This is a genomic window from Synergistota bacterium, assembly GCA_025060595.1.
Classification (GTDB): Bacteria; Synergistota; GBS-1; order GBS-1; family GBS-1; genus 42-11.
In genome coordinates, this window is sequence record JANXBX010000001.1 from 89,466 (window position 1) to 112,135 (window position 22,670).

Here is a 22,670-nt window from a genome sequence, read left to right on the forward strand (position 1 = left end):
AAAAGAATACCAAGATATAGTAATTATCTATTAGACCTTGACAAAATGATACATAAAATAATATACTTAATCCGGAAATATTGAAACATCATTTTCTAAAAAAAGAGAGGTGAGCTCTCTTGGGGAAAACCATAGTAGAAAAGATACTCCAAAACCATACAAGCGACGAAGTTAAGCCAGATAGACTAATAGAAGCAAGTATAGATCTCGCATTTGCAAATGACATAACAGCACCATTAGCCATAGAGGATTTCAAACTTATGGGAGCAAAGAAAGTATTTGACCCAGAAAAGGTAGCCCTGATATCAGATCACTTTACTCCTAATAGAGATGTTAAATCAGCAGAACAAGCTAAACTTATGAAAGAATTTGCCAAAGAATATGGCATTAAATACTATTTTGAAATAGGTAGGGGAGGAATAGAACACGTCCTTTTACATGAGGAAGGTTTAACCTTACCAGGTGATGTCGTTATTGGGGCGGATTCCCATAGTTGCACTTATGGCGCACTCGGATGTTTTGCTACCGGCGTAGGCAGTACAGATCTTGCTGCAGCTTGGGCTCTAGGAAAGCTGTGGTTTAAGGTCCCAAGATCATTAAAGTTTATATATGAAGGAAAGCTAAGAAAATGGGTGGGAGGAAAAGATCTTATACTTTTCACTATAGGACAAATAGGTGTAGATGGTGCCCTCTATAGAGCGATGGAGTTTTCAGGAAATGTAATAAGAGAACTGCCGATGGATGATCGCTTCACAATATGCAACATGGCAATAGAAGCAGGAGCAAAATGTGGGATAATAGAACCCGATGAAAAGACTATAGAATACGTAAAGGGAAGAGCGAAAAGAAATTATAAGATATTTAAGAGCGATCCTGATGCAGAATATGAAAAGATATACGAGTGGGACGTAAGCGATCTTGAACCTCAGGTAGCGCTTCCACATCTGCCATCTAACGTAAAGGGGGTAAGCCAGGTCAGAGGAGTTAAAGTAGATCAAGTTGTTATAGGTTCTTGTACTAACGGAAGGCTAAGCGACTTAGCTATAGCTGCTCAAATATTAAAAGGGAAAAAGGTCCACCCTGATGTCAGAATGCTGGTCTTTCCTGGAACACAAAAGGTTTACATGGAAGCCATGAAATTGGGATATATAGAAACTTTCATAGAAAGCGGAGCAGCGGTATCAACCCCCACCTGTGGTCCATGTTTAGGCGGACATATGGGAGTACTAGCAAAAGGAGAAGTTTGTATATCTACTACAAATAGAAACTTCATAGGTAGAATGGGGCATAAAGATAGCTATGTATATCTATCTTCACCAGCAGTAGCCGCAGCAAGCGCAATAGCCGGTGAAATAATTAGCCCAGAAGAGGTGATGAAGTAATGCTAAGGGGTAAAGCTTGGAAGTTTGGAGATGACATTGACACAGATGTTATAATACCAGCCACTTACCTTAATACTACTGATCCAGGAGAGCTAGGTAAGCATTGCTTTGAGCCCATATTCCCCAACTTTAAGGAAAAAGTTAACAAAGGTGACATAATAGTTGCAGGTAAAAACTTCGGATGTGGCAGTTCAAGACAGCACGCTCCTATAGCAATAAAAGCTTGTGGGATATCTTGTGTAATAGCATCTTCCTTTGCAAGGATATTTTTTAGAAACGCTATAAACATAGGATTACCAATATTAGAATGTGAAGAAGCTTCAAAAAATATAGAAAATGGAGACGAACTTGAGGTAAATCTAGAAAAAGGAATCATAAAAGATCTAACTAAGGGAATGGAATTCAAGGCTGAACCCATACCTGAATCTATTCTTGAAATACTTTCAAGTGGGGGCCTTGTAGAATATGTCAGAAAAAAGCTTGGAGGTGATTAAGTTTTGTATAAGATCGCTGTTATACCTGGTGATGGAATAGGTGAAGAAATAATAAGAGAGGGAGTAAAAGTACTTGATGCTGCAGCAAGAAAGTATGGTTTTTCTATCGAATGGATATGGTATCCATGGGGAGCGGATCACTATCTTAAAACTGGCGAACTTCTCCCTGACAGCGCTATAGAAGAGATGAAAAGTATGGATGCTATATACCTCGGCGCTGTTGGAGATCCAAGAGTTGCACCTGGAATACTTGAAAAAGAAATACTTCTTAAGCTTAGGTTTGAGCTTGACCTTTATGTAAATTTACGACCTATAAAGTTACTTCCTGGAGTTCCCACCCCACTAAAAGATAAAGGACCTGAACACATAAACTTCTACGTTGTTAGAGAAAATACCGAAGACTTCTATGTAGGGCTTGGAGATCGCTGGAAGGGACCAAAAAGAGAGAGCTCTTTTAACCTTAAGAGAAACCTTTATAAAGCAAAGATAAATGTTTCCATAGACATAAACCCAGATGATGAATATGCTTATCAGATAGGGATAAACTCAAGAAGAGGCTGCGAAAGGATAATAAGGTATGCTTTCGAGCTAGCCAAAAGGAAAGGACTAAACAAAGTAACAGCCGTGGATAAGGCCAATGTTCTTACAAACGTTTACTCCCTATGGAGAGATGTGTTTGAAAAAGTTGGGAGCGAATACCCAACTATAGAAAAAGACTATGCCTTTGTAGATGCCATAACTATGTGGATGGTAAAAAGTCCAGAGAATTATAAGGTTATAGTTGCACCAAACATGTTTGGCGACATAATAACTGACCTTGGAGCCATGATTCAAGGAGGATTAGGATTAGCCGCAGGTGGAAACATAAATCCTGGGAAGGTTTCAATGTTTGAACCTATTCATGGATCCGCACCGAAATACAAAGGAACAGGAAAGGCTAACCCCTTAGCCACAATCATGGCAGGAGCAATGCTTCTTGATCATATAGGAGAAGAAGAAGCTGCCAAAGCAATAGAAAAAACCATAGGAAAAGCATTAATAGAAGGCAGAATCAAAACATATGATCTTGGCGGAGAAACAAAAACCTGGGAGGTTGGAGATATACTAGTTAAAATGATAGAGGAGAGCTAAAAGGCTCTCCTCTTCTTTAAGTAAAAGATAATAAGTAAAACTCCTCCTATAGCTGCCCCCATACCAAATTCATTAGAGTACTTAAGTATGAGCTCTTTATTATCACCCGCATAATATCCTATTAAAGCGAGAACAAATACCCATACACCAGCTCCTAAGAGAGTATAAACAGTAAATGGCAAAGCCTTCATCTTAGCCACACCTGCAGGTAAAGAGATATATTGCCTTACTACTGGAATGAGTCTCCCTATAAAAGTACTTATTCCTCCATACTTTTCAAAGAATTCTTCTGCCCTCTTTAAGCTCTTCTCAGAAATCATCAGATATCTCCCATATCTGACCAAAAAGGGTCTTCCAAGCTTGTAGCCTAAAATATAATTAAACCAGGCTCCAGCAAGACTTCCTACGGTTCCCCAAATGATGATGAACTCAAGATCCATCTTCCCTTGAGAAGCAAGATAAGCTGCAGGAGGAACCACAATCTCACTCGGGAAAGGAAAACACGAAGATTCAACAGCCATTAATAAAAAAACCCCAAAGTATCCCCATTTATAAATCAAAGAAGCAGCTTCCTCTAAAATATAATAAAGAAGCTCTATTTTACTTCAAAGCCTCCTCCTTAGGAACTATGACATTTAAATTAGTAAATTTAACCTTAACGCTACCCATAGCAATAACCCCTATACCACCAGAAGGAATAGAAGAGTCACGAACATCAAAGATCTTTCTCTCTCCTTCTCCTGGCACAAGAACATAACAGGATATTCTATCACCCTTTACAACTACCTTCATAGTACTAAAGCTTAAAGGTCCCTTGGTCCAGTCTCTTATCACACGCGGTTTGTTATTATGTAAGACCTGTAGAGAAAAAACTCCGTCCTCCCTATGAAGAAACATATAAAAGTTATTTAGATCCTTAACTCTAAACATAATTCCATAAATAAGCCATGGAGCTGTATATCCGCTTTCCTTAACAGCTACATCCGCGGTATAAATATAATCTGGATATCTATTTATATAGGGCTGAACTTTTGCTGGAATACATAAAGCTGTCAGGTCTTGACGCTCCATCTGAATATAAAGTCCATTATTAGCTACATAAATCTTCCTCTCATATGTATCCACATGAGGCCAACCGTTTCTATTATCTACAAAATCCTCATAAAGAAGATGTAGATCCGGCAAGGATTCTATTTCTGCTTCAGTTATCTTCCCATCCATAGCTAAGTTAAAAAACTTATGCTGAAGCTTTGAATCCACTTGAGCTAAATAGTTAATATAAATCTTCTCGAGCTCGTCAAGCTTTCTATCATCGCCGAGCTTTTTGATAAAGGAAAAGACCTCTGGATTAGGTTGTCTCTCTTCTGCAAACACTCTTTCAGCATAGTTAAGAGCAGGATTTCCAACAGCCCAGGCGAAAGAAACTATTCCAAAAACCATCCAAAGGGTCACAAATACCAAAAATCTTCTCAAATTTTGACACCCCCTTTAAGTTTATTATAACACAATTTAGCATAAAAATCTTCTCATAAAGGCAACTCTGTGGTATCATTTATTAAACGTAAAACTTCCTTAAAAGGGGTGGATATGAAAGATGAAGAAAGCTTTGTTCGCTTTGAAACCACGGGAGTCCAAGAGGTTAATAGCTAAAGCTGTAGCAAACCTGCCGGAGGTAAAGCGAGCGCTCGAAGAGGGCTACATAGTTATAAACCCAGGATCTACAAATGGATATGTAGCTGAAGAGCTCCTCGGAAGGGAAATAGAAAAAGAACGGTTCATAATAGGTTACATAGAAGGAGGAAAACTTTGTATAAATCCTCCTGAAAAGAGAATTCCCCCAATAATACTTTACAAAGGAAAGGAAACAGATGAACCTTATGATAGCGTTTTAGACAAGCTTGGGAAAAATGATGTAATGATAAAGGGAGCAAATGCTATAGATTTTGAAGGCAATGTGGGAATAATGCTCGGAAATAAAGTAGGAGGAACCATAGGAAAGATAATCGGACCGGTAGTCTCAAGAGGGGTAAAGTTAATAATACCGGTTAGCTTAGAAAAGCTCATACCATCAGTTAAGCTTGCCTCCTCAGTCTTAGGTATAGAGGAACTCGACTATTCTGATGGACTTAAAATAGGGCTTATGCCTGTAGCTTACGGAAAAATTATAACTGAGATAGAAGCTTTCTTTATACTTTCTAATGTCGAAGCTTTCCTAGTAGCAAAGGGTGGTCTTAACGATTCTCAAGGGGCTTCAATTATAGCTATATGGGGAGAAGACAAAGATGTGGAAAAAGCCATAGAGATAGTAAACAACTTAAAGGAGTAGATATAAACCATGGATTCAGAAGGTGTGATGCAAAGGTGGCGTGAATTTTTACCTATCACGGAAAAGACACCCATTATTACTCTAGGAGAAGGAAACACTCCTTTGATAAGGGCAAGAAATATCGAAAGAGAGTTTAACTTAAAATTTGAACTTTACCTAAAATATGAGGGAACAAACCCTACAGGATCATTTAAAGATAGAGGAATGGTTATGGCTGTAGCTAAAGCTTTAGAGGAAGGAGCTGTTGCTATAGCTTGTGCATCTACTGGTAACACATCAGCTTCAGCCGCGGCTTACGCAGCAAGGGCGGGATTGAAATGTATAGTTATTATACCTAAAAGAGCCATAGCCTTAGGAAAGTTAGCTCAGGCTTTAGCAGCAGGAGCAACCGTAATAGCTATAGAGGGAAACTTCGACGACGGATTAAAGATAATAAAGGAACTAACTCAAAAATATCCTATAACGCTTGTAAATTCTCTAAATCCCTACAGACTTGAAGGGCAGAAAACAGCAGCTTTTGAGGTCTGTGAAAAGCTGGGAGATGCTCCAGATTACTTAGCAATACCTGTAGGAAACGCAGGAAATATAAGCGCTTATGGAATGGGCTTTAAGGAGTTCAAAAACATCGGTAGAATAAATAAACTACCCAAGATGCTTGGCTTTCAAGCGGAAGGAGCAGCTCCAATTATCGAAAACAAGGTAATAGAAAATCCCGAAACCATAGCAACAGCAATAAGAATAGGTAATCCCGCACATTGGCAAAGAGCTGTAAATACTGTAAAAGAGCTTGGAGGAGGTTTCTACAAAGTTAGCGATGAAGAGATCTTAGAAGCTTATAAAATAGTTGTCAAAAAAGAAGGAGTTTTTGCAGAGCCTGCTTCAGCAGCACCAATAGCCGGCGTATTAAAGCTAAATAACGTCAACTTTTTCCAAAAAGGTGCAAAGGTCGTGTGTGTTCTAACAGGACATGGATTAAAAGATCCAAACTTAGCTATTAGGGTGGTTGGTGAACCACCTTCATGCCCTCCGCTTTTGGAGGAGGTGATAAGGTTAGTTAAACTTTAAGGAGGTGATATTTAGGGTTGATAAGGGTAAGGGTTCCAGCAACCTCTGCGAATTTGGGGCCAGGTTTTGACATTATTGGAGCAGCATGGAATATTTATAATATCTTTGAATGCGAAGAAATCGAAGAAGGAGTTGAAATCAACGTCGAGGGAGCTCCAGACATAAGTAAAGAGGAAGATAACGCCGTATATAAGGCCTTCAAAAAAGCTTTCGAGTACAAGGGAGAAAAACCACCAAAGGGCATAAGAATAAACATAAGGGTCAACATTCCTACTAAAAGGGGGCTAGGCTCAAGCGCAACAGCTTACTTAGGTGGCTTACTATTAGCTAACAGATTTCTAAGCAAACCTTTAAAGAGAAAGGAGCTTCTTTCCCTTGCAGTTGAGCTTGAAGGACACCCTGATAACGTTTATCCAGCGTTCTTTGGCGGCATAACTTTAGCTTACAACAAAGAAAATTCTTTAGAGCCTTATAGACTAAGAGTAAGAGGATTTCCTGCTGAGACGTTTGTCCTTGTTCCACCTTTTGGAGTTCCTACAGAAGAAGCAAGAAAGGTTCTTCCTAAAAGCTATTCTAAAGAAGAAGTAATATTCAATATGCGCCAGGTTAGCTTACTTATAACCGCTCTCGAAGAAAGAGAACCCGAATTACTAAGATGGGCTTTCGAGGATAGAATACATCAACCTTATCGAGCCTCTCTTGTTCCAGGAATGTACGAACTTTTTGAAGAATCTATAAGCTTAGGGGCATATGGCGGTGTATTAAGTGGAGCAGGACCGAGCCTTCTCTTTTTCGCTCCTTTAGGGAAAGGAAGAACGATAGCATCCAAGTTAGCTGAAAAATGGAGTAACATAATTAACGGAGAAGTGAAAATCATTGTTACCGATATAGACTATAGGGGTGCTACCCTAATGGAGGTATCATAAGATGCTTGTAGTCCAGAAGTATGGTGGATCGTCAGTAGCGACCTTAGATTTAATAAGAAATGTAGCCCAAAGAGTTAAAAGAACGAAAGAAGAAGGACATGACGTAATAGTGGTTGTCTCCGCAATGGGAAAAACTACAGATGAACTATTGAAGATGGCTTATTCGCTTTCCTCTTCTCCACCAGAAAGAGAGCTCGACATGCTTGCGTCTACTGGTGAGCAAGTTTCTATAGCTCTTCTTTCTATAGCCTTGCATGAGCTTGGATGTCCAGCCATATCTTTAACTGGAGCTCAAGCAGGTATAATTACTGATAGCTGGTTCACAAGAGCAAGAATAATCAGAATGGATACATGGAAAATAAACGAAGAACTAAGCAAAGGGAAAGTCGTCATTGTAGCAGGATTCCAGGGAATGAATGAAAAGGGAGAAATAACAACCCTTGGAAGAGGAGGATCTGACACCACAGCAGTAGCTTTAGCAGCTGCAATGAAAGCAGATGTATGTGAAATATACACCGATGTAGATGGCGTTTACACAGCGGATCCAAGAATAGTACCTGAAGCGAGATTGCTTAAAGAGATTACTTATGATGAAATGCTCGAGATGGCTATCGCAGGAGCTAAAGTTCTACAACACAGAGCAGTAGAATTCGCCAAGAGATTTTCAGTCCCATTAAAAGTAAGGTCTTCATTTAATTATAATGAGGGAACGTGGGTGAAGGAGGAGATAAGCGTGGAAAGAAAGGGTGTCGTCACCGGAGTAACTGTTGACAAAAAGATAGCAAAGGTAACATTACTTGGGGTTCCAGATGTTCCTGGAATAGCCCATAAATTTACAAAAGCCCTGGCAGACTCCGGAATAAATATAGATATGATAATTCAAAGCGAACCAAGAGGAGGATACAATGATATCTCCTTCACGATAGCCGAGGGGGATCTGGAAAAGGCTATTAAAATACTGAAGGAAATGTCTGACGAAATAGGAGCAGAAGGAGTGACGGGAGACAGAGATGTGGCAAAGGTATCAATAGTAGGCGCAGGGGTATGCTCTAATCCAGAAATTCCCGCTATCATGTTTGGAACGTTAGCTGAAAATAATATAAACATAGAGCTTATAAGCACCTCGGAAGTCCGTATATCTTGCGTTATAAGAGAGGCTAAAGCAGATACAGCAGTGAGAGCTCTTCATAAAGCTTTCAGACTTGAGGAGGAATAATAAAAATGTACAGTATATCCGTCGTAGGGGCTACTGGAGCTGTTGGAAGGGAAATACTTAAAGTTCTTGAGGAAAGGAGCTTTCCCGTAAAAGAACTTTACCTTTTTGCATCGGAAAAATCGGAAGGCACAGAACTTACTTTTATGGGAGAAAGAGTAAAAGTTAAAGCCTTATCTGAAGAAAATCTTAAAAGCATTAAAACAGACTTTACATTCTTTTCAGCTGGAACCTCAATAAGCCAAAAGTTTGCTCCAATAGCAGCTTCGACGGGAAGCGTAGTAATAGACAACAGCAGAGCTTTCAGATATGAGGATTGGGTTCCATTAGTAGTTCCAGAGGTCAATCCAAGAGCAGCCTTCAAGCATAAAGGAATAATAGCTAATCCAAACTGTTCAACCATACAAATGGTGGTAGCCCTAAAACCCTTACACGACTACGCAAGAGTCAAAAGGGTGGTAGTAACAACATTTCAGTCAGTGTCTGGAGCCGGATGGAGGGCAGTTTTAGAACTTCAAAACCAAATTAAAAACCCAGATGAACCTTCTTACGTAATTCCTAAAAAGATAGCATATAATGTGGTTCCTCAAATAGATGTTTTTCTTGAGGATCTTTATACTCGAGAAGAGGATAAAATGAGAAGAGAAACAATAAAAATAATGGAAGATCCTTTTATAAAAGTAACTGCCACTACGGTCAGGGTGCCAGTAATTAGAGGGCATTCGGAATCTATAAATATAGAGTTCGAAAGAGAGATAAGCGTTGAGAAAGCAAGAGAACTCCTTAAAAATGCACCAGGAGTGATACTAATGGATGACCCTAAAAACGGGGTTTATCCAACCGCTCTAGATGTAGACGGAAAAGACGAGGTTTTCGTAGGTAGAATAAGAAAAGATGAAACTATAGAGCACGGACTTAATATGTGGGTTGTAGCCGACAACCTAAGAAAGGGAGCAGCCACAAACGCTGTTCAGATAGCCCAGCTTTTAATAAAAGGAGGTTAAACTTTCATGGATTGGGAAAACAGATTTACAAGCTTAGCAAGAGATCGGATTAAACCTTCTGGCATTGAAAAGATGCTAAAATTAATGAGAAGCCCTGGAACGATATCTTTAGCAGCAGGCGAACCCTATCCTAAACTCTATCCAACAGAGGAATTTAAGAAAGCCATAGCTGAAGTGATAGAAGACCAAGGGCCTCACTCTCTAAGATATACTATAGCGGGAGGTTTACCCGAACTTAAAACGTTTACAATAAACTGGTTTAAAGACTGGGGAATAATAAATAAGAACTTGACAGAGGAAAATATCCTCTTTACCCTTGGCTCTCAGCAAGCTCTCGAGATACTGGGACAAACTTTTATTGAAAAAGGAGATGTTATTGCAGTAGAGGCTCCTACATACGCTGAAGCTATGCTCATATTCAAAAAATACCAGGCTCGCTTATTATCTATACCTATGGATGAAAACGGCATGGTGGTAGAAGACCTTGAAGATAAACTTAAAAAGGAAAAGATCAAATTTGTATATACCATTACCAACTTCCATAATCCAGCAGGCGTTACACTATCCTGGGAGAGGAGAGAAAAGCTTGTTGAACTTGCGAAAAAATATGATTTCTTCATCGTTGAAGATGATCCTTATCACTTTATGAGTTATGAGGGAGAGGCTCTTCCATCAATTACTAAGATAGATGTTGAAAGAGTTGTATCCTTAGGAAGCTTCTCTAAAGTAATGGTTCCTGGATTAAGAATAGGTTGGATAATTGGTCCAAAAGAAGTGATTGAAAAAACGACCTTAGTTAAGTACTCTATGGAGCTTTGTCCGCCTATGATACTACAGAATGCTCTTTACAAAATACTTATAAAGAAAGACCTTAAAGAGCATGTAAATAAACTCAGAAGCGCTTATAAGGAAAAAAGAGATGCTTTAGCTAAAGGATTAAATGAGCATCTTAAACCACTTGGAACAGAATATACCATACCTAAAGGAGGCTTTTTCTTCTGGATTAAGCTTCCCAAAGGAATCGACTCAGAAGAGCTAACACTTAAAGCTGTACAAGAATATAAGGTAGGAATAGTTCCTGGAACAGGTTTCTTCGTAGAACCAGAAAATGGCAAAAGTTATGCGCGCTTAGCTTTTTCCCTACTTGAACCAGACCAGTTAATAGAGGGAGCCTTAAGGCTCGGTAAGGCTTTAAGCAGCTTGCTTTAAAAAAAAGGGCTACCTCTTAAGGGTAGCCCTTCCTCTTTATACCTTAGCTGCGATTCTTTTTTCCTCTAAAGAAGAAAGCTTCGCTAAGATCTTATTTAAGATCCCAACCATATCATTAGAAAGTCTTTCAGCCTCTTCATAATATTTAGAGGCGGCCTTTTTATCCTTAACTTTAACAGCTTCTATAGCTCTTTTCCCAGCATCATGAAATCTCCTATGAATATCCTCTATAGATTTCCACTCAGAAGCTATAGCTTCTATAGTAATAGGAACGGCATAGTAAAAGTGACCGAAGGCACATTTTGTATGGTCTACCTGTAATGGAAGGAGCTCCTCTTTTTCTACAATATTCTTTAAAGTCTTAAGCCAATTTCTATGAGCCTCTATAGCTTTATTTATGATATCCATAAGCTCTCTAATAGAAATAGTATAATAGCACTCTTTTAACTTATCAAAAAGTTCTCTTATAATACCAGAAATTATGCTATCAACTTCAGAAATATATTTGGACTGCTCCATAAGATTTTGCGAAACTTTTTCCGTACTTTCAGCAAGAGCACTTAGATGTTCAGCATCCTTAGCTAAAGAATCCATAGCGGCTTTAACCTCCTCAGAAGAAGCAGTTATAGTCTCAGCAGACTGACTTATCTCTTCTATGCTCTTTGAAATATCATAAAACATATCAATATTCTTCTTAATAGTGTCACTGACCACATCTATTTTCTCACTCATCCTATTAGTTGCGTTTGTCGTTTCCTTCAAGCTCTTTTCGCTCTCTCCAGCTTTTTCCTGAATGCTCTTGGTAAACTGACGCATCTCATTAAGATTATTCTTAGTGCTTTCAGCGAGCTTCCTTATCTCATCAGCAACAACAGCAAAGCCTCTTCCCGCTTCTCCAGCACGAGCAGCTTCTATCGCAGCATTAAGGGCAAGAAGGTTCGTCTGTTCTGCAACCTGTTCGACACTCCCCACGATGTCCTCTACCCTTCGTATCAATTTTATTAATTCTCCCATAGTATTAGCCATAGATTCAGCCTGAGAAACAAGAGCCTCCTTAAGCGAATTAATCTCGAAAAGAAGCTTTATACTTTCGTCGTTCTTCTGTTGAAGTGTTTCAGCTCCTTCCCTCAAACTTGCAAGCTTATTAGTTATAACTTGTATAGATCGAGTGACCTCATCCATACCTGCGGTAGTTTCCTCAACAACAGCTAAGTTAGATTGACTCAAAGAGGACATATCCTGTACAAGCTCCTTCAAACGATTGGAAATATGACTCGTTTCTAAATCAAACCTGCTCATATCAGTTACAGTAGAAAGTAGCTTTCGAGCTATTTCTCCAGCTTTACTTTCCACCTCAAAAATTGATTCGAATGTCTTAAAAAGCCTCTCATGAGGAGCATAACCTATTCTAGGCTTCTCCATCGCCTTTCCTTTCCTCAATGCATCAACATATTCTAATACTCTCAAAGCCTCCTTACAACGAGGAGAAAGACCCCCAAAACCTAAAATCTCTCTTAACCTACCAAGCATACCTTTTAACACCTCCTAATACTCCCTCTCCTCTCTCGCGTAAGGCTTCATCAAAGCAGTAGGAGCTCCTATCCTTTTCCTAACGCTTTCACTAGATATAAACGAAAGGACAACTATGGTTAACACATAAGGAAGCATCATAAGCAGATGAGGAGAAATTTCTGCTCCCATAGCTTGTATCCTAAGCTGAAGAGAAGCCATTCCACCAAACAAATAGGAAGCTAACAAAGCCCTTAATGGATCCCATGCAGAAAATATAACTAATGCTACAGCTATCCAACCTCGTCCCGCACTCATGTTCTCTATCCACATAGAAGTGTAAGCTAAGGAAAGATAAGCTCCACCCAAGGCTGTAAGCATTCCTCCCAGGGTGACATGTAAATATCTAACCTTAGCAACATTTATACCAACAGCATCAGCGCTCCTAGGATCTTCACCAACGGCCCTTAAACTCATCCCTAACTTTGTCTTAAAAATATAAAACCAAGATAGAGGAACGAGAAAGTATGTTAAATACACCAATGGATCATGGCTAAACAAAACTTTTCCGATAAAAGGAACATGACTTAGAAACGGTATATATAGAGAAGAAAACTGTGGGGCCGTTTTACCTATAAAAGCCTGTCCATAATAACCGCTTATCCCCATTCCCAACATGGTCAAAGCTAACCCAGCAACAACTTGATTAACCCTAAAACTCACGGTTAGAAAAGCAAAAAGCAGAGCCAAAGCCCCACCAGTTAAAAGAGCCAGTAATACACCAAACCAAACCGAAGATGCAAGATAAGAGCCAATAAATCCAGCCAAAGCTCCAACAAGCATAAGCCCTTCTAACCCTAAATTAAGGACTCCAGATCTTTCAGCAAAAATCTCTCCTAATGTAGCATAAAGAAGGGGTGTTCCTGCCCTAATAGCAGCAGTAAAAATAGCCTCAAGCAAAATATCTCACCTCACAAATTCAATCTAATTCTATATCTTATCAGAACATCTCCTATTAAAACACAGAAAAACAATATCCCTTGAAATATGTAAACCACAGAAGTAGGCACTTTCATAACAATTTGTAATATTTCACATCCAACAAAGATACCACCTAAGAAGAAGGAGACAAAAAGCGCCGCTATAGGATTTAACCTCGAAAGCCATGCTACTATTATAGCTGTATAGCCATAGCCGGGTGAGAAAGCATGTTGAAGCCTGTGCTGAACTCCCATAGCATAAAGCGCTCCAGAAAGCCCTGCTATTCCACCACTAAGCACAAGAGTTAATATAATGTTTCTTTTAACATTCATACCTGAACAAAAAGCCACGTCAGGATTATCTCCTATCACCTTTATTTCATACCCCAATTTTGTGCGTTCCAAAACCACTCTCAGAACAATAGCTAAAACTATGGGAACTAAAACACCGATATGAACCTTCCCCCACAGGTAAGGAAGCTTAGCTGACTCAGGAAAGATAGCGGTCATAGGAAATCCAAAACTAGCAGGATCTCTCCAAGAACCATAAACTAAATAATCGACCCATAGCATAGCTATATAGTTAAGCATTAAAGTTACTACTATCTCATCTGCACCAAGACAAACTTTCATAAGAGCAGGTATAAGAGCCCACAAGCTTCCACCAATAAAACCCCCTAAAGGCAAAAGAAACAACAAAAAAATATGCGGAAGATGAGGAAACCAAAACAAAGCTAATAAAGTCGTAACCATAGCCCCTAAATAAAACTGACCCTCTCCACCTATATTCCAAACCTTCATCCTAAAAGCCAATATTAGTCCCAGACCTATCGTAGAAAGGGCTGAGAATTTTATTAAACTTCCCTCTAATCCCACCTTCTTAGCAAAGGCCCAAAAGAACATAGTCTTATAAGCACCAAAAGGATCTCTCCCAGTAATAAGCATAAACAGAGTGAATATTAAAAAAGCTAAGATAACTGACATAAACATAATTGAAACTTCTAAAACCTTACTGCTTTCAATCCTCGGTTCGAATTTCAATTTCATCCTTCCTTCTCCCCTAACCCAGCCATAAGCATTCCAATTTCATAAATACACTCCTCTTTTGGAGGAAAGTCACCATAGAGCTTGCCTTCATAAATAACTTTCACTCTATCGGATAAATCAAATATCTCATCCAAATCTCCAGCTAAGAGTAAAACAGCCGCTCCAGCAGATGCCACATCAAGTATTTTCTCATAAACAAATTCAGTAGCACCCACATCGAGCCCCCATGTCGGGTGAAAAGCTATCAAAAGCTTTACTTTGCCTTCAAGCTCCCTCGCAAGGATTAATCTCTGAAGATTCCCTCCAGAAAGAAGCTTAGCAGGCGCATTTTTATCAGTAACCTTAATATCATATTTTTCTATCAAGGAATCAGCAACCTCTTCCATACGCTCAAGATTCAAGAAAAACTTTCTTGAAAAATAAGGCCTTCTATAGCTCTTAAGGAAAAGATTTTCAATAACCGTCAAATTAGGAGCTATCCCATGCTTTATTCTGTCCTCTGGAATGAAACTCCCACCTTTATCTATAAAAACCCTTGCACCTTTGTTAGTGATATCCTCTCCATCTAAAATTACTTTGCCACTTGAAGCTTTTCTTAGACCCACTAAAACTTCAGCAAGCTCCCTCTGCCCGTTACCTGTAACACCAGCTATACCAAGTATCTCTCCCTGTCTTATTGAAAAAGATACCCCTTTTAAAGCTTTAACCCCCTTATCATTATAAGCCTCAAGGCCTTCAACCTGAAAAACTACATCTCCAAAGCTTTTTAACCTCTTTTTAACCTTAAAAAGTACCTCCCTACCCACCATCATCTTAGCAAGTTCAGGCGGAGACGTTTTCTGCTTATCCACAGTATCTACAACCAATCCCTTTCTCATAACTGTTACTCTATCAGATATTCTCATAACCTCATTAAGCTTATGAGAAATAAAGATAATTGCTTTACCTTCTTCTTTAAACTTACTTAACATAGAAAAAAGAGCCTCTACCTCCTGAGGTGTTAAAACAGCAGTAGGCTCATCTAAAATTAATATATCTACATCTCTAACAAGAAGCTTAAGAATCTCAACCTTTTGCATCTCCCCCACGGAAAGTTGCCAAACTTTAGCATTGGGATCAATAGAAAGCCCATAAACTTGAGAGATCTCTTTTAATCTTGAAGCTACTTCCTTAGAAGAAACCCCTTTAAGGCCTAAGGCAATATTTTCAACCACAGAAAAAGAGGGAACAAGAGTAAAATTTTGTTGTACCATACCTATACCAAGGGAGAGCGCCTTAGCAGGAGAAGATATTTCTTCTTTCTTACCCTTTACCCAGATCTCTCCTGCATCAGGTTGATACAATCCATAAAGTACATTAACAAGCGTAGTTTTCCCTGCCCCATTTTCCCCTAAAAGAGCATGGACTTCACCGAACTTGAGGTCAAAATTAACTCCCCTATTAGCTATAACCCCAGGAAATTTCTTAACTATTCCTTTAAGTACTACAGCAAAAGAATTAGGGGAAGGAATGCTTTTCCTTCCTTCCCCTTTAATTTGAGCTTCCATTATTTCTTTGGGATCTTTCCTATCACTCCTTCAACAAAGTAGTTCATCTCGCGAAGTTCGCTATCTGTGGCAACCTTACCATCAGGAATTCTTACTTTACCATCCTGATCAACTATTGGACCAGTAAAAGGATTAAACTTGCCCGAAACGATAAGCTCCTTATATTTTAAAACCTCATTTCTTACGTCTTCAGGAACCATAGGGCCAAAGGGAGCTAAACCAACTACACCCTTATCCATCCCCCACCATATATCCTCGCTTTTCCATTTACCTTCTAAAACATTTTTAATAACATAAGCATATATTACGCCCCAGTTCCATACAGGAGCAGTTAAGTGTGCCTTCGGCGCAAAAGCGCTCATATCAGAATTATAACCTATAGAGTATACCCCCTTTTCCTGCGCTGCTTGTTGAGGAGCTGGTGAGTCCTGATGTTGAGCTATAACGTCACAACCAGCTTCTATTAAACTTAAGGCTGCTTCCTTCTCCGTAGCTGGGTCATACCAAGTGTTAGTCCAAACCACATGAACCGTAACTTTAGGGTTAACCTTCCTCGCACCCAAGGTAAAAGCATTTATTCCTCTTATAACCTCAGGTATAGGGTGAGCTGCAACATAGCCAAGCTTATTGCTCTTAGTCATTCTACCAGCTACAATACCACTCAAAAAGCGAGCTTCCTCAATCTTCCCAAAATAAATACCAACATTTGGAGCCATCTTAAATCCAGAACAGTGCATAAAGACTACATTGGGGTACTTTTTCGCTACCTCAATCGTAGGATCCATAAAACCGTAACTTGTTGTAAATATAACCTTACATCCCATGGCTACAAGATGCTCTATGGCTCTTGCAGCTTCAGCTCCTTCAGGAACCGATTCAAGATATACAGTTTCAACGTTCGGAAACTGCTTCTCAAGGTACTTCCTCCCTTGATCATGAGCGTAAGTCCAACCAGCATCACCAACAGGGCCAACATAAACAAACCCAACCTTAAGCTTCTCCTGAGCAGCAAGAACCGACACACCGAAAGAGCCAAAAGACAAAGCAAAAACCAATAAACCTACTAACCATAACTTTTTCAAGAGATACACCTCCTTTGTTATTTTATTTTATCACCTCAAACTAAGATAGATATTCCACCTGCTTTATTCTCTTCTAAATCAGAAGAAATACGAAAATAACCCTTCCTATCTATAAAGTTAGCTATCCTTCTAAAATAAAGATAACGACAAACAGCATAAAATTTAGGAACCCTTTCACACTTACGTTAGCGTATACACTTTCTTTTCAACAAATGAAGCTTTAAACACCTTCAATCAAAGCTTTTCTGGAGGAAATAAATTAAGTAACTCCTCCATTGTAGATGGAACCAGTATCTTTCCAGCTATAAGTTTCTCCTTGATATTTTCGATTAAACTAAGAATTTCCTGTGGTATAACCCTTTTCAGAGCAGGTATCCCTTCTACGCTGAAAACTCCCTCACGTAAACCCATATAACAAACCTCACTATTAAAACCCACCTTAGCTAAACTAATTATAGCTAAATAAGTTGCTAAGTCCACTCTTCTTACTATATTTAACACGTTACTGTTTGTATTTACCAAGCCCCTATCAAGATCTACACCAATAACAAAAAATTCTTTTTCTCTCTCTTTGGCTACTTCCAGAATACCAAGCCCGCTTTTTCCAGCCACTTGAAAAATTACATCTACCCCCTGACCGAACAAGAATTTCCCTGCTTCCTTTCCCTTTTCAGGATCATTAAATGTACCAACATAGGATTCCAAAACCTCCACATCTTTTCCAACTAGTTTAGAATAAATTTTAATCCCAGCTTTATACCCTATGAGAAACTTATCATTTCGAGATGCTTTTACCCCTCCTAAATATCCAACTTTATTAACTTTAGTGATCGCAGATGCAAGAAGCCCGGCAAGAAAACCTATCTCTTCATCTTTAAACAATATCGATTTCACATTTGCTGATTCCACTTCCCCATCAATTAAGAGGAACTTTTTCCCAGGACACAGAGATGCGACCTTAAGAAGAGGGTCAGACATCAAAAAACCAGCAGTTACGATTATATTCCCCTCACTTGCGCTTTCATAGAGATTTAAGAAATAATCATCCTGTTTAAAAGATTGAACAACTTTTGCCTTTAAACCAAGTTCCCTTGCAGCCTGTTGAATTCCAAGCCAGCATCTATCGTTAAGTCCGTTATCTCCAAGACCACATATATCCGTCACCAAAACTATATCAAAGGAAGATGCCAAAGCAGAAAAAGGGGAAATATATAAAAAACAAAGAAAAAATACTAAAAATCTCACCAAAAGCGATCCCTCCCATAAGAAAGCTTAAAGCGAGAAAATAAAGAGGGCACTCCCTTAAGGAGCGCCCTTCTTGAGGTCAGTGGTGGGTGGTGCTGGAATTGAACCAGCGGCCTCTTCCGCGTCAGGGAAGCGCTCTCCCACTGAGCTAACCACCCTGCTGGTCTCATTATATCCAAGCTTCCTCTATCTGTCAAGAAAAAAGATCGATTATAAGCTCCTCTCATCTTTCTTATATACTATCAAAAACACATCTTTAATCCTCTTTAAAGAACATTCCCATAATCTCTTAAGCTTACCCCCTCAGAAAGAGAAAACTCTCTCCTTATAACATTAATCCATCTCATTATAGTATCCTTACCATAAAGTATAAAAATACACCGCTTTTTCACATATTTCTCTAACACAAGCACTCTAAGCTATTTCATTCCATTTATTCTGCTGGTTCAAACTCCTCCTTTGGAGCCCCACATAAAGGACAAACCCAATCATCAGGAAGATCTTCAAAAGGCGTTCCTGGAGCAATATCGTTTTCTGGATCACCCTTCCTCGGATCATAAACGTAGCCACAAACTATACACCTATACTTCATCTTTCTCACCTCACTCTACTGATATATCAAAACTACTCTCCCAAAGGCCATGAATGTTACAATAGGATAAAGCTATAAGCTTTCCACTCTTATTAAGTTTAAGAAGATTAACCACTATTGGTTCACAATAGACAGCACCAGTATTAGGTCCCTGAACGTGTTCAGCATGAGCACTAAATTCGTAATTACCTACCTCATAAACGTAAGGATCTCCCTCAGGATGGAAAAAGAGCTTAATCCACCTTATATGATGCTCAGTAGTATTAGGATGAGGTATCTCCTTACCTACTGTAACCTTAACTTCAAAAATCTTGCCTTTCTCGACTTTAGCTGGAGCTTCTATGACAGGAACATGCTTCTCCTTTTTAAAATCCTCCGACTTTATGAAATTAGATAACATAAAACATGCACCTCCATTCCTTATAAAGATTTAAAATAATTTCACCTTTCATTATAACACAAACTCAAATTTTTTTAAATAATAAAAACTAAAGAGGAACTTCACCAACTACAGCTGGAATAAGTTTGGCATACTTAACTCCCTTTTGAGAACCAATTTTCGAGGCTATATCCTTAAGATCTTGAACATCACCCTTAAGCAATATCACCTCTAGACAGTTATCTTCATCTACGTGCAAGTGTAAAGTAGAAACTATCTCTTTCAGATATCCATGCTGCATCTCTGTAACATCTTTCTTATGGTGATCATAAACTATTACTAAAACTGCCATGGCCTTCCCAGTAGTTTTTTCCCACTCTTCTTCAAGTATAAAGTTCCGCATAAGATCCCTAATAGCTTCTGAGCGATTTTCATATCCCTTTAAAGCTATAATTTTATCAAATCTCTCAAGTAAGTCTTCCTCCATAGAAACACCAAATCTAACAAGCTTACTCAAAGATTTCCCTCCTTTCGGAGTGGAAGTTATGAGAATATATTACACCTTTTGAGAGAATCAATCAATATGTTAAAATTTAATATATCCAAAGAGGAGGTGATATTACTTGAAACCTTCCATTGAAAACTGGATCAAAGAAGTAAAAGAAACAGCTAATCCTGAAAATTTAGGAATGATATTAATTCACAATGGAATAGTAAGAGAAACCTCCAAAAGAGAGGATAAAAAGGTAAAGGGGATTAACCTTTCATATAATAAAGAGCTCCTTGAAAAAACTATTGAAGATTTCTCAAAAAAGGAAGGTATTGAAAAGATAAAAGCTTGGATAAATGAAGGAGTACTTAAGGTTGGAGATGATATAATGCTTGTCCTTGTAGCAGGAAGATATAGAACGGATATCCTACCAACCTTTGAAGCACTAATAGAAAAAATTAAGAAAGAGATAGTAAACGAAGAAGAAATATTCTAAAAATAAAAGGGGAAAGGTTTTTTAAACCTTTCCCCTTTTGCTCCCCTTATCATCAATCTTAAATACGTCTTACTTTAGAGGCTTGTGGACCCTTTTTCCCAGAGGTTACTTCAAAAACAACCCTATCGCCCTCATCAAGGCTCTTAAAGCCATTCATCTCAATCCCAGTATAGTGCACAAAAACATCCTCCCCACTCTCTGTGGTGATAAAACCATAACCTTTTGTTGGGTTAAACCACTTAACAGTTCCTTTTACCATCTTTCTTTTCCTCCAGCTTTCTTTAAAATTACTGCAAACTTTTTCCTGCAGCGTGCATAGTATAACACCTATAGATGAAAAAGTCAAGAAAAATTTTATAATAACTATGAAAGGAGGGATAAAATTGAAAGCTTGGATCATCCATAGAATTACTGAAGTATCTTCAGATCCTGAGCCTTTGAAACTAATAGAGACAGAAGATCCGCAAATCGGGGAAGACGAGATACTAATTAAGGTAAAGGCTTGTGGAATCTGCCATACTGAGATAGATGAAATCGAAGGGCGTGCTCTCCCTACAATTTTACCAGTAATACCAGGACATCAAGTCGCTGGAGAAATAATACAAGTTGGAAGAAAAGTAGGGAAATTTAAAATAGGAGATAGAGCTGGGGCAGGCTGGATATATTCATCGTGTGGCAAGTGTGAATTTTGCTTAAAGGATTTGGAAAACCTTTGTCCAGAGTTTAAAGCAACGGGCAAAGATGCTCATGGTGGATACGCTGAATTATTTAAGATAAAAGAGGCTTTTGCCTTTAATCTTCCCAACAATCTAACTTACGAAGAAGTAGCTCCTCTCTTTTGCGCTGGAGCTATAGGTTATAGATCACTAAAACTCACAAATCTAAAGAATGGAGAAAATCTTGGCCTTATAGGCTTTGGAGCATCAAACCACCTGGTTTTAAAAATAGTTCAAATCCTTTATCCTGACTCTAAAACCTTCGTCTTTTCAAGATCTGCGCAGGAAAGAAGCCACGCCTTAGAGCTTGGGGCACACTGGGCAGGAAATATTGGAGATGAACCTCCAGAAAGCCTAAATTCGGCATTGGATACAACACCTGTATGGAGCCCACCACTAAAAGTGCTTAGATACATTAAACCCGGTGGAAGGTTAGTAATAAATGCAATAAGAAAGGAATCTATCGATAAAGAAGCTCTCTTAGAAATGGACTATCCTAGAGATCTCTGGCTCGAAAAGGAGATAAAGTCTGTAGCTAATATAACAAGAAAAGACATCGAGGAGTTTCTTTCTTTGGTTGAAAAAACTTCCTTAAAACCAACAATAGAAGTCTACCCATTTGAGAAAGCAAACCAAGCCTTAAAGGACATAAAAGAAAGAAAAATCAAAGGAGCAAAAGTATTAAAGATAGGTTAAAATTTGGGAGGGATCCTTCGTGATGAAAAGCGTTATAGGAATAGTAGGAAGTCCTAGACGAGGAGGTAACACAGATATATTAGTAGATGAAGTTTTAAAAGGCGCATCTTTAAAAGGAGCCAAAATTAAAAAATATTTTTTAAATGAGCTCAACATCAAAGGATGTCAAGGGTGTTTCGCTTGTCAAAAGGATGGCAAATGTGTACAGAGTGATGACATGAAGTTAATTTACGAAGACCTAATAAGCGAAGAAGCTTTTGTAATTGGCTCTCCTATATATATGAATTACGTGACAGCCCAGACGAAGCTCTTTCTCGATCGCCTACTACCTTTCTTTAAAATAGGAGTCGGAACAAGATTAGATAAAGAGAAGAAATGCATTTTAGTTTACTCTCAAGGTGGGGGAAAGAATGGGCTAGAAATAATGAAGGGCTTATCGCTATTTCTTGAAGCACTGGGGATCAAAGTCTTAGACATAATTGGAGGGAACGGTTTAAATGAAATAGGAGCGGTAAAACGATATGAGGATCTCCTTAGAAGAGCTTTCCAATGTGGTCAAAAGCTAATTTAAATTATTGCCTTTTAGGGGAAATAAGGGTATAATATAAAAAGTGGTGGGCGCTTAGCTCAGCGGGAGAGCGCTTCCCTCACACGGAAGAGGCCGCTGGTTCGATCCCAGCAGCGCCCACCATTTTATATATTTAACTTCATTAAAAGTGCATCTTCACCATTATCCATATAGTAGTTAGGTATAACTCCTATAACTTTAAAGCCGTATTTCTCATAGAGACCTATAGCAACTCTATTAGATGGTCTAACTTCCAAAATTACCTCCCTGACCTTTCTCTCTTTAGCTATTTCAAGAATAGCTAATAACAGCTGCTCACCTATTTGGTTCCCCCTCCATCGAGATGCTACAGCTATAGTAGTAATATGTCCTTGTCTACCATAAAATCTTATCCCTGCATATCCAACTACCTTATCTTTTAAACGCGCTACTAAGTAAACATTCTCAGGGAAACTTAACTCATTCAAAAAGGTCCTTTTACTCCAAGGTATACTAAATGATTCTCTCTCTATCTCAAGAACTTCATCAATGTCTCCCAAGTTCATAAAATCAATATCTACCAGAATCATACTC

25 protein-coding genes and 2 tRNA genes are annotated in these 22,670 nt (G+C 38.7%); 13 read left to right on the forward strand and 14 right to left on the reverse strand.

Annotated features, from left to right (window positions below):
- The first annotated feature begins 119 nt into the window (after positions 1 to 119).
- The 3 genes from leuC to NZ900_00500 are packed head-to-tail and all read left to right on the forward strand — an operon-like array spanning position 120 to position 3,007.
- The gene (gene leuC, locus NZ900_00490) at positions 120 to 1,382 is read left to right on the forward strand and encodes a 3-isopropylmalate dehydratase large subunit (protein ID MCS7232575.1); all 1,263 of its coding nucleotides are present in this window, start codon (positions 120 to 122) and stop codon (positions 1,380 to 1,382) included.
- Positions 1,382 to 1,876: a 3-isopropylmalate dehydratase small subunit gene (leuD, locus tag NZ900_00495; GenBank protein ID MCS7232576.1), complete on the forward strand. Its 495-nt coding sequence runs from the start codon at positions 1,382 to 1,384 to the stop codon at positions 1,874 to 1,876. Before leuC ends, leuD begins: the two co-directional genes overlap by 1 nt.
- 3 nt (positions 1,877 to 1,879) lie before the next feature.
- Positions 1,880 to 3,007, forward strand: a complete 1,128-nt coding sequence (locus tag NZ900_00500) for an isocitrate/isopropylmalate family dehydrogenase (GenBank protein MCS7232577.1) — start codon at positions 1,880 to 1,882, stop codon at positions 3,005 to 3,007.
- Here the strand turns inward: NZ900_00500 and NZ900_00505 are convergent.
- Positions 3,004 to 3,528, reverse strand: coding sequence for a DedA family protein (locus NZ900_00505; GenBank protein MCS7232578.1), 525 nt, complete (start codon positions 3,526 to 3,528; stop codon positions 3,004 to 3,006). The two genes, NZ900_00500 and NZ900_00505, sit on opposite strands and share 4 nt — an antisense overlap.
- A 79-nt stretch (positions 3,529 to 3,607) precedes the next feature.
- On the reverse strand, positions 3,608 to 4,480 hold the full coding sequence (locus tag NZ900_00510; protein MCS7232579.1) for a hypothetical protein: 873 nt from the start codon (positions 4,478 to 4,480) through the stop codon (positions 3,608 to 3,610).
- A 121-nt stretch (positions 4,481 to 4,601) separates the two neighbouring features.
- On the opposite strand from NZ900_00510, the gene NZ900_00515 reads away from it, so the two are divergent.
- Genes NZ900_00515 through NZ900_00540 form a run of 6 tightly spaced genes read left to right on the forward strand, consistent with a single transcriptional unit; the run spans position 4,602 to position 10,750 of the window.
- Positions 4,602 to 5,333 carry a hypothetical protein gene (locus NZ900_00515; protein MCS7232580.1) on the forward strand — a complete coding sequence of 244 codons (732 nt, stop codon included), beginning with the start codon at positions 4,602 to 4,604 and terminating at the stop codon, positions 5,331 to 5,333.
- A 9-nt stretch (positions 5,334 to 5,342) separates the two neighbouring features.
- Positions 5,343 to 6,398, forward strand: coding sequence for a threonine synthase (gene thrC / locus NZ900_00520; protein ID MCS7232581.1), 1,056 nt, complete (start codon positions 5,343 to 5,345; stop codon positions 6,396 to 6,398).
- A 17-nt stretch (positions 6,399 to 6,415) separates the two neighbouring features.
- A complete protein-coding gene (gene thrB / locus NZ900_00525) occupies positions 6,416 to 7,324 on the forward strand; it encodes a homoserine kinase (GenBank protein ID MCS7232582.1) in 909 nt (302 codons plus the stop codon).
- Between the two features lies 1 nt (position 7,325).
- Positions 7,326 to 8,540 (forward strand): aspartate kinase, encoded by a 1,215-nt coding sequence (locus NZ900_00530; protein MCS7232583.1) that lies wholly within the window; start codon positions 7,326 to 7,328, stop codon positions 8,538 to 8,540.
- A 5-nt stretch (positions 8,541 to 8,545) separates the two neighbouring features.
- Positions 8,546 to 9,541 (forward strand): aspartate-semialdehyde dehydrogenase, encoded by a 996-nt coding sequence (locus tag NZ900_00535; protein MCS7232584.1) that lies wholly within the window; start codon positions 8,546 to 8,548, stop codon positions 9,539 to 9,541.
- A 6-nt stretch (positions 9,542 to 9,547) separates the two neighbouring features.
- Positions 9,548 to 10,750, forward strand: a complete 1,203-nt coding sequence (locus tag NZ900_00540) for a PLP-dependent aminotransferase family protein (protein ID MCS7232585.1) — start codon at positions 9,548 to 9,550, stop codon at positions 10,748 to 10,750.
- 36 nt (positions 10,751 to 10,786) lie between these two features.
- Here NZ900_00540 and NZ900_00545 read toward each other — a convergent pair whose 3' ends face one another.
- The 10 genes from NZ900_00545 to nikR form a co-directional block, all read right to left on the reverse strand.
- Positions 10,787 to 12,280, reverse strand: coding sequence for a methyl-accepting chemotaxis protein (locus tag NZ900_00545; protein ID MCS7232586.1), 1,494 nt, complete (start codon positions 12,278 to 12,280; stop codon positions 10,787 to 10,789).
- A gap of 15 nt (positions 12,281 to 12,295) precedes the next feature.
- Positions 12,296 to 13,219, reverse strand: coding sequence for an ABC transporter permease (locus NZ900_00550; GenBank protein MCS7232587.1), 924 nt, complete (start codon positions 13,217 to 13,219; stop codon positions 12,296 to 12,298).
- Positions 13,220 to 13,230: 11 nt separating this feature from the next.
- Entirely contained in the window at positions 13,231 to 14,286 is a 1,056-nt protein-coding gene (locus NZ900_00555; protein ID MCS7232588.1) for an ABC transporter permease, read from the reverse strand.
- On the reverse strand, positions 14,283 to 15,833 hold the full coding sequence (locus NZ900_00560) for an ABC transporter ATP-binding protein (GenBank protein ID MCS7232589.1): 1,551 nt from the start codon (positions 15,831 to 15,833) through the stop codon (positions 14,283 to 14,285). The genes NZ900_00555 and NZ900_00560 overlap by 4 nt, the downstream gene beginning before the upstream one ends.
- Positions 15,833 to 16,915, reverse strand: coding sequence for a BMP family ABC transporter substrate-binding protein (locus tag NZ900_00565; GenBank protein MCS7232590.1), 1,083 nt, complete (start codon positions 16,913 to 16,915; stop codon positions 15,833 to 15,835). Before NZ900_00565 ends, NZ900_00560 begins: the two co-directional genes overlap by 1 nt.
- A 234-nt stretch (positions 16,916 to 17,149) precedes the next feature.
- Positions 17,150 to 18,160, reverse strand: coding sequence for a BMP family ABC transporter substrate-binding protein (locus tag NZ900_00570; protein MCS7232591.1), 1,011 nt, complete (start codon positions 18,158 to 18,160; stop codon positions 17,150 to 17,152).
- A gap of 83 nt (positions 18,161 to 18,243) precedes the next feature.
- Positions 18,244 to 18,318, reverse strand: a tRNA-Val gene (locus NZ900_00575).
- Between the two features lie 275 nt (positions 18,319 to 18,593).
- Positions 18,594 to 18,752, reverse strand: a complete 159-nt coding sequence (locus NZ900_00580) for a rubredoxin (protein MCS7232592.1) — start codon at positions 18,750 to 18,752, stop codon at positions 18,594 to 18,596.
- A gap of 10 nt (positions 18,753 to 18,762) precedes the next feature.
- Positions 18,763 to 19,152 carry a class II SORL domain-containing protein gene (locus tag NZ900_00585; GenBank protein ID MCS7232593.1) on the reverse strand — a complete coding sequence of 130 codons (390 nt, stop codon included), beginning with the start codon at positions 19,150 to 19,152 and terminating at the stop codon, positions 18,763 to 18,765.
- Positions 19,153 to 19,240: 88 nt separating this feature from the next.
- Positions 19,241 to 19,648: a nickel-responsive transcriptional regulator NikR gene (nikR, locus tag NZ900_00590; GenBank protein MCS7232594.1), complete on the reverse strand. Its 408-nt coding sequence runs from the start codon at positions 19,646 to 19,648 to the stop codon at positions 19,241 to 19,243.
- A 106-nt stretch (positions 19,649 to 19,754) separates the two neighbouring features.
- Here nikR and NZ900_00595 point away from each other — a divergent pair, with 106 nt between their 5' ends.
- On the forward strand, positions 19,755 to 20,117 hold the full coding sequence (locus tag NZ900_00595) for a molybdenum cofactor biosynthesis protein MoaE (protein ID MCS7232595.1): 363 nt from the start codon (positions 19,755 to 19,757) through the stop codon (positions 20,115 to 20,117).
- A gap of 58 nt (positions 20,118 to 20,175) precedes the next feature.
- Here the strand turns inward: NZ900_00595 and NZ900_00600 are convergent, their stop codons facing one another.
- Complete coding sequence (locus tag NZ900_00600; protein ID MCS7232596.1) at positions 20,176 to 20,376, reverse strand: cold-shock protein; 201 nt, start codon at positions 20,374 to 20,376, stop codon at positions 20,176 to 20,178.
- Positions 20,377 to 20,500: 124 nt separating this feature from the next.
- Here NZ900_00600 and NZ900_00605 point away from each other — a divergent pair, with 124 nt between their 5' ends.
- From NZ900_00605 to NZ900_00615, 3 genes are all read left to right on the forward strand, one after another.
- The gene (locus NZ900_00605) at positions 20,501 to 21,529 is read left to right on the forward strand and encodes a zinc-dependent alcohol dehydrogenase family protein (protein MCS7232597.1); all 1,029 of its coding nucleotides are present in this window, start codon (positions 20,501 to 20,503) and stop codon (positions 21,527 to 21,529) included.
- A 22-nt stretch (positions 21,530 to 21,551) separates the two neighbouring features.
- On the forward strand, positions 21,552 to 22,100 hold the full coding sequence (locus NZ900_00610) for a flavodoxin family protein (GenBank protein MCS7232598.1): 549 nt from the start codon (positions 21,552 to 21,554) through the stop codon (positions 22,098 to 22,100).
- A gap of 45 nt (positions 22,101 to 22,145) precedes the next feature.
- Positions 22,146 to 22,220, forward strand: a tRNA-Val gene (locus tag NZ900_00615).
- A gap of 2 nt (positions 22,221 to 22,222) precedes the next feature.
- Here NZ900_00615 and rimI read toward each other — a convergent pair.
- Positions 22,223 to 22,666 (reverse strand): ribosomal protein S18-alanine N-acetyltransferase, encoded by a 444-nt coding sequence (rimI, locus tag NZ900_00620; GenBank protein MCS7232599.1) that lies wholly within the window; start codon positions 22,664 to 22,666, stop codon positions 22,223 to 22,225.
- Positions 22,667 to 22,670 lie beyond the last annotated feature (4 nt).